The following is an 11,470-nucleotide window of genomic DNA, read 5'->3' on the forward strand; positions in this document are numbered from 1 at the left end:
TTCTGTATATACCGTGTCTTAACGACAGTTCCTTCGGCCTAGGCAGGGTTCCCATGCAAAATCTCTCGTTGACTCCCGCGATAGCAGGCGATCCGGCCGTCGAGACAGGCGCTCACCCCGCCTGGATTGCGCTGAAGTCCGCCGTCGAGGAACTGCGTCCGTTCCAGTCCAAGGACGGCTCGATCGACCTCAACTCCCGTGGCGCCACCACCCGCGACGAGGCCGACGCCCTCCTCGGCACCATCACCGCGAGCGTCCGCGAGCTGGCCCCCTCCTTCCCGCACGACGCCGCCTACCTCGACGCCGTCGTCGCCGACCTCACCCGCTGGGCCGACTCCGGCTACGCCGTCCCCGACTTCCTCGACTCGCTGCTGGCCTTCCAGCCCGCCGGACAGCGCGAGGACGGCCTCGCCCACCTCGTCGTCTTCCCGATGTACACCCAGAACGGCAACCCGGACCGCAACCTCGAAGCCGTCCTGCTCAACGTCGTCTGGCCGGACTGGCTGGCCGAGCTGGAGCGCACCCGCTTCGACAACCCGATGTTCGTGCCGATCACGTTCACCGACTTCACCGCGGGCTACGACACCAACTCCGCCGTGCTCTTCCCCGAGACCGTCGCCGTCCGCGAGGCCCCCGAGCGCTTCACCTGGGGCGGGATCTTCTGCGACCGCGAGGCCGCCCGCTTCCGCGCCGTCTCCACCGCCGCCGTCTCCACCCTCGGCCTGGAGATCCCCGCCGACGCCGCCAAGCTGCTGGAGGACCAGGAGCTGGCCCAGCAGACCTTCGTGCTGTGGGACCTGGTCCACGACCGCACCCACAGCCACGGCGACCTGCCGTTCGACCCCTTCATGATCAAGCAGCGCAGCCCGTTCTGGATGTACGGCCTGGAGGAGCTGCGCTGCGACCTCACCGCCTTCAAGGCCGCCGTCCAGCTCGAGGCCGAGGGCCGCGAGCAGGGCCGCAACGTCCAGTACGCCATCCTCTTCGACCGGATGTTCCGCTTCCCGGTCAGCGGCGGGCGCGTCCGCAACTACGACGGCCTCGGCGGCCAGCTGCTCTTCGCGTACCTGCACAAGCACGACGCGCTGCGCTGGACCGACAACCGGCTGCGCATCGACTGGGAGCGGGTCGCCACCGTCACCACCGACCTGTGCACCGAGATCGAGACCCTCTACCGCGAGGGCATCGACCGGCCCAAGACCGCCCACTGGCTCGCCGCCTACGAGCTGGTCTCCCGCTACCTCACCCCGCACCCCGCCTCGGTGTGGGCCAAGGGCGCCGACGCCCTGCCGTTCTCCGAGTACACCGAGAGCAAGCCGCTGAACAAGGCGCTGTGCGACGCCGTCCTGCCGGACGAGTTCCCGCTCAGCATGTTCTTCGAGGCGCTGTCGAAGAAGCTCTCCGGCGTCATCGCCTCCACCTCCGGCATGACCGGGGCCAGCGTCATCAAGGCCGCAGCGTGACCGCCCGCCCCCTCGACGGCCGCGTCGTCGCGGTCGCCGGCGCCACCGGCCCGGCCGGGCGCGCCACCGTGCGCCACCTGGCTGCGGCCGGCGCCACGGTCGCCTGCTCCGGCACCGACGCCCGCCGGCTGGACCTGGTCCTGGACGCCACCCGCCGGGCCGTGCCCGGCGCGGTCGTCGTCGGCCAGGTCCTCGACCTGCTCGACCCGCAGGCCGCCGGCGACTGGGCCGACCACATCGAGGCCGAACACGGCAGCGTCGACGGCCTGGTCCACCTGGTCGGCGGCTGGCGCGGCGGCAAGAAGTTCACCGATGTCGACCTCTCCGACTGGGACTTCCTGCACGACCAGCTGGTCCGCACGCTCCAGCACACCAGCCTCGGCTTCCACGACGCCCTGCGGCGCAGCCCCCAGGGCCGCTTCGTGATCGTCTCCGCCGCCGGCGCGGCCAAGCCCACTGCGGGCAACGCCGCCTACGCCGCTGCCAAGGCCGCCGCCGAGACCTGGACGCTCTCGCTCGCCGACTCCTTCCGCACCCTGGCCGAATCCGACCCCGAGGGGCAGCCGCAGCGGACGGCTGCTGCGATCCTGGTCATCAAGGCCCTCGTCACCCCGGAGATGCGCGAGGCCAAGCCGAACGCCAAGTTCGCCGGATTCACCGACGTCGCCGACCTCGCCGAGACCGTCGTCGACCTGTGGAACCGCCCCGCCAACGACCTGAACGGACAGCACCTGTGGCTGACGCCCCGATGACCGACGCCCAGCGACGGCACGACCCGAGCGTTCGCGGCTTCGCCAGCGACAACTACGCCGGTATCCACCCCGAGATCCTCACCGCCATCGCCCTCGCCAACGACGGCCACCAGGTCGCCTACGGCGGGGACGACTACACCGCCCACCTGCAGGACGTCTTCCGGCGCCACTTCGGCGAGCGCGCCGAGGCCTTCCCGGTCTTCAACGGCACCGGCGCCAACGTCGTCTCGCTGCAGGCGCTGCTCCCGCGCTGGGGCGCCGTCGTCGCCGCCGAGACCGCCCACATCAACGTGGACGAGGGCGGCGCGCCGGAGAAGATGGGCGGCATCAAGCTGCTCACCGTCCCCACCCCGGACGGCAAGCTCACCCCCGAGCTGATCGACCGGCAGGCCTGGGGCTGGGGCGACGAGCACCGCGCCCAGCCGCTGGCGGTCTCCATCACCCAGAGCACCGAACTCGGCACCTGCTACACCGCCGACGAGGTCCGCGCCATCTGCGACCACGCCCACGAGCGCGGCATGCTGGTGCACATGGACGGCTCCCGGCTGGCCAACGCCGCCGCCACCCTGGGCCTGCCGCTGCGGGCCTTCACCACCGACGCCGGCGTGGACGTCCTCTCGTACGGCGGCACCAAGAACGGCATGCTGCTGGGCGAGGCCGTGGTGGTGCTGAACCCCGACGCGGTCCGCAACATCCAGTACCTGCGCAAGACCTCCATGCAGCTCGCCTCGAAGATGCGCTTCATCTCCGTGCAGTTCGAGGCGCTGCTCGGCGGCGACCTGTGGCTGCGCAGCGCCTCCCACGCCAACGCCATGGCGCTGCGGTTGGAGTCCGCCGTGCGCGGTGTCGACGGCGTGGAGGTGGTCCGCCCGGTCCAGGCGAACGCGGTGTTCGCGCTGCTCCCGCGCGAGGTGAGCGAGCGGCTCCAGAAGACCTACCGCTTCTACTTCTGGAACGAGCACACCGGCGAGGTCCGCTGGATGGCGTCCTTCGACACCACCGAGGCCGACATCGACGCCTTCGCGGCGGCGATCGCCGAGGAGATGGCCAAGCAGGGCTGACGCCCCGCTGCCCTGCTGATTGCGCCGCCCGGCCGGAACGCCTCCGACCGGGCGGCGGCCGTTCACCTCGATTTCGTACTTCGGGGTGTGACCCGCTAAGGTTTCGCTGGTCGGAACGGGCGATGACCTGCGAAGACAGAACACAGACAGGAACCCGCCAGCGGGGCAGAACCGGTCAAACGGTCTGATAAGCTGGAAAACGAAGAACGAAGTGCCCGGAGAGACCGGTGAAAGGGTCTTGAAGGAAGCGTCCGTTCCTTGAGAACTCAACAGCGTGCCAAAAGTCAACGCCAGATATGTTGATACCCCGTCCGTTTTTTGGACGTGGTTCCTTTGATGCACAAAACACTAGCGAGGACGCAGTGCACGAGGTCGGCTGTTCCGCTGACTGTCGTGCCGCTCTTTCGCGGGTGTGCTCCGGATATCCGGAATACATTCACGGAGAGTTTGATCCTGGCTCAGGACGAACGCTGGCGGCGTGCTTAACACATGCAAGTCGAACGGTGAAGCCCTTCGGGGTGGATCAGTGGCGAACGGGTGAGTAACACGTGGGCAACCTGCCCCAGATTCTGGGACAACACCGGGAAACCGGTGCTAATACCGGATACGACGCATCTCCGCATGGGGTGTGCGTGGAAAGCTCCGGCGATCTGGGATGGGCCCGCGGCCTATCAGCTTGTTGGTGGGGTGATGGCCTACCAAGGCGACGACGGGTAGCCGGCCTGAGAGGGCGACCGGCCACACTGGGACTGAGACACGGCCCAGACTCCTACGGGAGGCAGCAGTGGGGAATATTGCACAATGGGCGAAAGCCTGATGCAGCGACGCCGCGTGAGGGATGACGGCCTTCGGGTTGTAAACCTCTTTCAGCAGGGAAGAAGCGCAAGTGACGGTACCTGCAGAAGAAGCACCGGCTAACTACGTGCCAGCAGCCGCGGTAATACGTAGGGTGCGAGCGTTGTCCGGAATTATTGGGCGTAAAGAGCTCGTAGGCGGCTTGTCGCGTCGGATGTGAAAGCCCGGGGCTTAACTCCGGGTCTGCATTCGATACGGGCAGGCTAGAGTGTGGTAGGGGAGATCGGAATTCCTGGTGTAGCGGTGAAATGCGCAGATATCAGGAGGAACACCGGTGGCGAAGGCGGATCTCTGGGCCATTACTGACGCTGAGGAGCGAAAGCGTGGGGAGCGAACAGGATTAGATACCCTGGTAGTCCACGCCGTAAACGTTGGGAACTAGGTGTGGGTCACATTCCACGTGGTCCGCGCCGCAGCTAACGCATTAAGTTCCCCGCCTGGGGAGTACGGCCGCAAGGCTAAAACTCAAAGGAATTGACGGGGGCCCGCACAAGCAGCGGAGCATGTGGCTTAATTCGACGCAACGCGAAGAACCTTACCAAGGCTTGACATATACCGGAAACGGCCAGAGATGGTCGCCCCCTTGTGGTCGGTATACAGGTGGTGCATGGTTGTCGTCAGCTCGTGTCGTGAGATGTTGGGTTAAGTCCCGCAACGAGCGCAACCCTCGTTCTGTGTTGCCAGCGGGTTATGCCGGGGACTCACAGGAGACTGCCGGGGTCAACTCGGAGGAAGGTGGGGACGACGTCAAATCATCATGCCCCTTATGTCTTGGGCTGCACACGTGCTACAATGGCCGGTACAATGAGCTGCGATACCGCGAGGTGGAGCGAATCTCAAAAAGCCGGTCTCAGTTCGGATTGGGGTCTGCAACTCGACCCCATGAAGTCGGAGTTGCTAGTAATCGCAGATCAGCATTGCTGCGGTGAATACGTTCCCGGGCCTTGTACACACCGCCCGTCACGTCACGAAAGTCGGTAACACCCGAAGCCGGTGGCCTAACCCGCAAGGGAAGGAGCTGTCGAAGGTGGGACCAGCGATTGGGACGAAGTCGTAACAAGGTAGCCGTACCGGAAGGTGCGGCTGGATCACCTCCTTTCTAAGGAGCACTTCTCCCGACCACGGTCGGGCAGAGGGCCATATCGTCAGCGCATGTCTGACGGTGGTTCGCTCATGGGTGGAACGTTGACTATTCGGCACGATCGGCTTGTCGTCGCTAGTACTGCACCTTTCGGGGTGTGTGGAACGCGGGGTCGGGTGGGTCGGGTCGGGCACGTTGTTGGGTCCTGAGGGCACGGCCGCAAGGCTGGTCTTCAGCGCCGGCCCCAGTGAACTCCACGGCCTTCGGGTGTGGGGGTGATGGGTGGCTGGTCGTTGTTTGAGAACTGCACAGTGGACGCGAGCATCTGTGGCCAAGTTTTTAAGGGCGCACGGTGGATGCCTTGGCACTAGGAACCGATGAAGGACGTGGGAGGCCACGATAGGCCCCGGGGAGCTGTCAACCGAGCTTTGATCCGGGGGTGTCCGAATGGGGAAACCCGGCAGTCGTCATGGGCTGTCACCCGCTGCTGAACACATAGGCAGTGTGGAGGGAACGCGGGGAAGTGAAACATCTCAGTACCCGCAGGAAGAGAAAACAACCGTGATTCCGAGAGTAGTGGCGAGCGAAATCGGATGAGGCTAAACCGTTGTGGTGTGAGACCCGGCAGGGGTTGCCACTTCGGGGTCGTGGGAGAATTCTTGACCGGTCTGCCGGCCGGTCGGAGAGTCAGAAACCGTATGGGTAGTCGAAGGACATGCGAAAGGTCCGGCGTAGAGGGTAAGACCCCCGTAGACGAAACCTGTGCGGCTCTCTTGAGTTTTTCCCAAGTAGCACGGATCCCGTGAAACTCCGTGTGAATCTGGCGGGACCACCCGCTAAGCCTAAATATTCCCTAGTGACCGATAGCGGACAGTACCGTGAGGGAATGGTGAAAAGTACCGCGGGAGCGGAGTGAAATAGTACCTGAAACCGTGTGCCTACAAGCCGTGGGAGCGTCGCAGCGTGTGCTTGCACACAGCTGTCGTGACTGCGTGCCTTTTGAAGAATGAGCCTGCGAGTTTGCGGTGTGTTGCGAGGTTAACCCGTGTGGGGTAGCCGTAGCGAAAGCGAGTCCGAATAGGGCGACATAGTAGCGCGCCCAAGACCCGAAGCGGAGTGATCTAGCCATGGGCAGGTTGAAGCGCGGGTAAGACCGTGTGGAGGACCGAACCCACCAGGGTTGAAAACCTGGGGGATGACCTGTGGTTAGGGGTGAAAGGCCAATCAAACTCCGTGATAGCTGGTTCTCCCCGAAATGCATTTAGGTGCAGCGTCGTGTGTTTCTTGCCGGAGGTAGAGCACTGGATAGGCGATGGGCCCCACCGGGTTACTGACCTTAGCCAAACTCCGAATGCCGGTAAGTGAGAGCGCGGCAGTGAGACTGTGGGGGATAAGCTCCATGGTCGAGAGGGAAACAGCCCAGAACACCGGCTAAGGCCCCTAAGCGTGTGCTAAGTGGGAAAGGATGTGGAGTCGCAGAGACAACCAGGAGGTTGGCTTAGAAGCAGCCACCCTTTAAAGAGTGCGTAATAGCTCACTGGTCAAGTGATTCCGCGCCGACAATGTAGCGGGGCTCAAGTACACCGCCGAAGCCGTGTCATTGCAGTGTCAACTCCTAACGGGGGCTGTGATGGGTAGGGGAGCGTCGTGTGCCGGGTGAAGCGGCGGCGGAAGCCAGTCGTGGACGGTATACGAGTGAGAATGCAGGCATGAGTAGCGATACAAGAGTGGGAAACTCTTGCGCCGATTGACCAAGGGTTCCTGGGTCAAGCTGATCTGCCCAGGGTAAGTCGGGACCTAAGGCGAGGCCGACAGGCGTAGTCGATGGACAACGGGTTGATATTCCCGTACCCGCTTTGAAGCGCCAACGTCGAACCCGGTAATGCTAAGCCCGTGAAGCCGTCCCGGAGTCTTCGGACAAGGGGAAGTGGTGGAGCCGGTGAACCGAGCTGGTAGTAGGTGAGCGATGGGGTGACGCAGGAAGGTAGTCCAGCCCGGGCGGTGGTTGTCCCGGGGTAAGGGTGTAGGACGAACGGTAGGCAAATCCGCCGTTCACATAGTCTGAGACCTGATGCCGAGCCGATTGTGGTGAAGTGGATGATCCTATGCTGTCGAGAAAAGCCTCTAGCGAGTTTCATGGCGGCCCGTACCCCAAACCGACTCAGGTGGTCAGGTAGAGAATACCGAGGCGTTCGGGTGAACTATGGTTAAGGAACTCGGCAAAATGCCCCCGTAACTTCGGGAGAAGGGGGCCGGTTGTGGTGATGGGGTTTACCTCCTGAGCTGTGGCCGGCCGCAGAGACCAGCGAGAAGCGACTGTTTACTAAAAACACAGGTCCGTGCGAAGCCGTAAGGCGATGTATACGGACTGACGCCTGCCCGGTGCTGGAACGTTAAGGGGACCGGTTAGCTGCGCTTCGGTGTGGCGAGGCTGAGAACTTAAGCGCCAGTAAACGGCGGTGGTAACTATAACCATCCTAAGGTAGCGAAATTCCTTGTCGGGTAAGTTCCGACCTGCACGAATGGCGTAACGACTTCTCGACTGTCTCAACCATAGGCCCGGTGAAATTGCATTACGAGTAAAGATGCTCGTTTCGCGCAGCAGGACGGAAAGACCCCGGGACCTTTACTATAGCTTGATATTGGTGTTCGGTTCGGCTTGTGTAGGATAGGTGGGAGACTGTGAAGCGGCCACGCCAGTGGTTGTGGAGTCGTCGTTGAAATACCACTCTGGTCGTGCTGGATGTCTAACCTGGGTCCGTGATCCGGATCAGGGACAGTGTCTGGTGGGTAGTTTAACTGGGGCGGTTGCCTCCTAAAATGTAACGGAGGCGCCCAAAGGTTCCCTCAGCCTGGTTGGCAATCAGGTGTTGAGTGTAAGTGCACAAGGGAGCTTGACTGTGAGACCGACGGGTCGAGCAGGTGCGAAAGCAGGGACTAGTGATCCGGCGGTGGCTTGTGGAAGCGCCGTCGCTCAACGGATAAAAGGTACCCCGGGGATAACAGGCTGATCTTCCCCAAGAGTCCATATCGACGGGATGGTTTGGCACCTCGATGTCGGCTCGTCGCATCCTGGGGCTGGAGTAGGTCCCAAGGGTTGGGCTGTTCGCCCATTAAAGCGGTACGCGAGCTGGGTTTAGAACGTCGTGAGACAGTTCGGTCCCTATCCGCTGCGCGCGCAGGAGTCTTGAGAAGGGCTGTCCCTAGTACGAGAGGACCGGGACGGACGAACCTCTGGTGTGCCAGTTGTCCTGCCAAGGGCATGGCTGGTTGGCTACGTTCGGGAGGGATAACCGCTGAAAGCATCTAAGCGGGAAGCCTGCTTCGAGATGAGGACTCCCACCACCATCGAGTGGGTAAGGCTCCCAGTAGACGACTGGGTTGATAGGCCGGGTGTGGAAGCCCTGTGAGGGGTGGAGCTGACCGGTACTAATAGGCCGAGGGCTTGTCCATAGTTGCTACGCGTCCACTGTGTTGTTCTGAAGCAACGACCCCTTCCCGGGAGCGTCATGCCGGGGAGTGCGGGTCAACTTCATAGTGTTTCGGTGGTCATAGCGTGAGGGAAACGCCCGGTTACATTCCGAACCCGGAAGCTAAGCCTCATAGCGCCGATGGTACTGCAAGGGGGACCTTGTGGGAGAGTAGGACACCGCCGAACAACCTTTCGTGAAAGGCCCTCTGACCTCGAGTCAGAGGGCCTTTCCGCATATCTGGACCTTGTGACCTTCTAGGAATCCGCGAAGGCCGCGTGCACCAGCGGATTCTGCGGCGGGATGCCGCGGGTGACCCGGTCCCAGCTGTTCTGGTAGATCACCGCCGTACGCCCCCGGTCGGAGCGGAAGGCGTAGCAGTCCACGCCGAAGTGGCTGCCGCCGTGCCCGTACAGCACCGTGCCGCCGGGGAGGCGGTAGCTGAACAGGCCCATGCCGTACTCCATGTCGCTGCGTGCGGGCTGCGTGGTGCGCATGGCGGCCAGGGAGGCTGCCGGGAGCAGGCTGCCGCCCAGGAGGGCGTCGAGGAAGCGGGCCACCTCGGGTGGGGTGGAGACGATGGCGCCACTCGCCCAGCTCTCCGAGGGGGTGAACTCGGTGGTGTCGGCATAGCCGGATTCGGCGTCCAGCCGGAGGTATCCGCGGGTGTGCGCTCCTCGGAGGTGCCGCTCGCTGGTGGGCAGGTAGGTCCGGCCGAGTCCGAGCGGGTCGAAGATCCGCTCCTGGAACGCCTCTTGAAGGGTCCGGCCGGTGGCGGCCTCGGTGATCAGCCCGAGGAGGACGTAGTCGGTGTTGGAATAGCGCCAGGCCCGGCCGGGCTCCCGCCGGTCGGGCCGGGCCAGTGAAGTGCGCACCAACTCCTCGGGCGTGAAGGTGCGTTGGAGCCGGCCGATGTCCGGCGGGTCGCCCAGGACGGCCCAGGCGTAGTCGGGCAGGCCGGAAACCATCCGCAGCAGCTGGTCCACGCTGATCGTGTCGCCGCCCGGCACCAGTCCCGGGGTCCACTGCTCCACGGTGTCGGTGAGCGCGAGCCGCCCCTCGGCGGCGAGTTGCAGGACGACGGCGGCCAGGTAGGTCTTGGTGACGCTGGCGATGCGGAAGCGGTCGTCGGCGGTGATGGGCCGTGGCGCGGCGGTGTCGGCGGTGCCTGCGGCGGCGCTGAACACCTCCTCGCCGTCCTGGGTGATGCGTGCGAACACGCCAGGACCGCGTCCGGCCGCCAATTGCGCGAAAGCGGCCTGCAGCCGGGCGTGTTGGGCTGTGGTCGGCATGCTTGTCCCCCCTGTGGTCGTGGAATGCCCATGGTGCAGGATGAGGGCGAACCGATTCGTAGGCTTACCAGTACCAGGAGGACGCGATGCATCCGCAGAGCTTCGGCGCTCTCCGACTGCCGGGCGGGCTGCCCGCTGGGCTGCCGGACGGGCAGATGGGCGGGAGCCTGCGGGACCAGGTCACCCGGGCGCTGCGGGCCGCGACGATCACCGGCCGGCTGCGTCCCGGTGTGGTGTACTCGGCGCCCGTGCTGGCCGAGGAGCTGGGGGTGTCGGCGACGCCGGTGCGCGAGGCCATGCTCGACCTGGTCCGCGAGGGTCTGGTGGAGACCGTCCGCAACAAGGGGTTCCGCGTCGTCGGGATCACCGATCAGGATCTCGACCATGTCACCGAAGTGCGCGAACTGATCGAGATCCCGGCCACCGTGGAGGTCGCCCGCAGGGCCCGGGCTGAGGATCTGGAGCAGCTGCGCGCTCCCGCCCAGGAGACCGTGGAGGCGGCTCGGACGGGTGACGTCATCGGCTATGTCGAGGCCGACCGCCGCTTCCATCTGGGGGTGCTGGCGCTCACCGGCAATCGGCACCTGGTGGCCACGGTCGGCGAGCTGCGCAAGCGTTCACGGCTGTTCGGTCTGGCGGACGCGGCCGGCGACGGGCGGCTCCTGGCCTCCGCCGTGGAGCACGAGCGGCTGTTGGAGCTCATGCTGGCCGGTGACCTCGACGGCACCCGCCGGTTGGTCCGGACGCACCTCGGCCATGTGCGTACGGGCCGGACGGCCACCGATCGGCCGTCGGCCTAGCCTCCGGCTCCGCCCGGGACGGCAAGCGGGTGCCCTCCGGGGCTCCGGTGCGGAGTCTCCGGCGGGGCACCCGCTGCCGTGACGTTTCTGCGCTGCCCCGGAAGGGGCTGGACGGCCTCAGACCGCGTCGTCGTCCCGCACCGCGCGGCGGGCGTCCGCGTCCAGGACGCCCCAGGTGATCAGCTGGTCGATCAGCAGCGAGGCCGGCTGGTCGTAGATGACGGCGAGGGTGCGCAGGTCGTCCTGGCGGATCGAGAGCACCTTGCCGTTGTAGTCGCCGCGCTGGCTCTGGATGGTCGCCGCGTAGCGCTGCAGCGGCCCTGCCTTCTCGGAGGGCACCTGGGAGAGCCGCTCCAGGTCCAGCACCAGGCGCGGCGGCGGTTCGGCCGCTCCGCCGGGGGTGCTGCCGGGCAGCAGCTCCTGCACCGGGACGCCGTAGAAGTCGGCCAGCTCGGCGAGGCGCTGCACGGTGACGGCGCGGTCGCCGCGCTCGTAGGAGCCCACCACGACGGCCTTCCAGCGGCCCTGGGATTTCTCCTCGACGCCGTGCAGGGACAGCCCCTGCTGGGTGCGGATCGCACGCAGCTTGCCACCAAGCTGCTTCGCGTAGTCGCTGGACAAATGGTCTCCCCGGACGTGAATCGAATGGCGCGTGATCTGCCTGAGACGGCGAGTCCGTGAGACACCACCACGAGG

At 64.9% G+C, this 11,470-nt stretch carries 6 protein-coding genes and 3 rRNA genes; 7 read left to right on the forward strand and 2 right to left on the reverse strand.

The window, feature by feature from the left end:
* Nucleotides 1-53: 53 nt before the first annotated feature.
* From GXW83_RS10365 to rrf, 6 genes are all read left to right on the forward strand, one after another.
* Complete coding sequence (locus GXW83_RS10365; protein ID WP_182442785.1) at nt 54-1,463, forward strand: DUF6421 family protein; 1,410 nt, start codon at nt 54-56, stop codon at nt 1,461-1,463.
* On the forward strand, nt 1,460-2,215 hold the full coding sequence (locus tag GXW83_RS10370; protein ID WP_182442786.1) for an SDR family NAD(P)-dependent oxidoreductase: 756 nt from the start codon (nt 1,460-1,462) through the stop codon (nt 2,213-2,215). Before GXW83_RS10365 ends, GXW83_RS10370 begins: the two co-directional genes overlap by 4 nt.
* Nucleotides 2,212-3,276, forward strand: a complete 1,065-nt coding sequence (locus GXW83_RS10375; protein ID WP_182447213.1) for a low specificity L-threonine aldolase — start codon at nt 2,212-2,214, stop codon at nt 3,274-3,276. Before GXW83_RS10370 ends, GXW83_RS10375 begins: the two co-directional genes overlap by 4 nt.
* A gap of 435 nt (nt 3,277-3,711) precedes the next feature.
* Nucleotides 3,712-5,230: ribosomal RNA gene (locus GXW83_RS10380) — 16S ribosomal RNA — on the forward strand.
* Nucleotides 5,231-5,541: 311 nt separating this feature from the next.
* Nucleotides 5,542-8,665: ribosomal RNA gene (locus GXW83_RS10385) — 23S ribosomal RNA — on the forward strand.
* Nucleotides 8,666-8,753: 88 nt separating this feature from the next.
* Nucleotides 8,754-8,870 (forward strand): 5S ribosomal RNA (gene rrf, locus GXW83_RS10390).
* The 16S, 23S and 5S rRNA genes sit together here, the layout of an rRNA operon.
* 69 nt (nt 8,871-8,939) lie before the next feature.
* Here rrf and GXW83_RS10395 read toward each other — a convergent pair.
* Nucleotides 8,940-9,974, reverse strand: a complete 1,035-nt coding sequence (locus GXW83_RS10395; RefSeq protein WP_182442787.1) for a serine hydrolase — start codon at nt 9,972-9,974, stop codon at nt 8,940-8,942.
* 155 nt (nt 9,975-10,129) lie between these two features.
* Between GXW83_RS10395 and GXW83_RS10400 the strand changes: the two genes are divergently transcribed.
* Nucleotides 10,130-10,774, forward strand: coding sequence for a GntR family transcriptional regulator (locus GXW83_RS10400; RefSeq protein WP_182447214.1), 645 nt, complete (start codon nt 10,130-10,132; stop codon nt 10,772-10,774).
* Between the two features lie 117 nt (nt 10,775-10,891).
* On the opposite strand, the gene GXW83_RS10405 is transcribed toward GXW83_RS10400, so the two are convergent.
* Nucleotides 10,892-11,395: a transcriptional regulator gene (locus GXW83_RS10405; RefSeq protein ID WP_182442788.1), complete on the reverse strand. Its 504-nt coding sequence runs from the start codon at nt 11,393-11,395 to the stop codon at nt 10,892-10,894.
* Nucleotides 11,396-11,470 lie beyond the last annotated feature (75 nt).

This window comes from Streptacidiphilus sp. PB12-B1b, from assembly GCF_014084125.1.
Taxonomy (GTDB): Bacteria; Actinomycetota; Actinomycetes; order Streptomycetales; family Streptomycetaceae; genus Streptacidiphilus.

Bases quoted from the DNA above. Each gene is read 5' to 3' on its own strand.
- GXW83_RS10365 (WP_182442785.1), top strand. From the start codon at position 54: ATGCAAAATCTCTCGTTGACTCCCGCGATAGCAGGCGATCCGGCCGTC.
- GXW83_RS10400 (WP_182447214.1), top strand. From the start codon at position 10,130: ATGGGCGGGAGCCTGCGGGACCAGGTCACCCGGGCGCTGCGGGCCGCG.
- GXW83_RS10395 (WP_182442787.1), bottom strand. From the start codon at position 9,974: ATGCCGACCACAGCCCAACACGCCCGGCTGCAGGCCGCTTTCGCGCAA.
- GXW83_RS10375 (WP_182447213.1), top strand. From the start codon at position 2,212: ATGACCGACGCCCAGCGACGGCACGACCCGAGCGTTCGCGGCTTCGCC.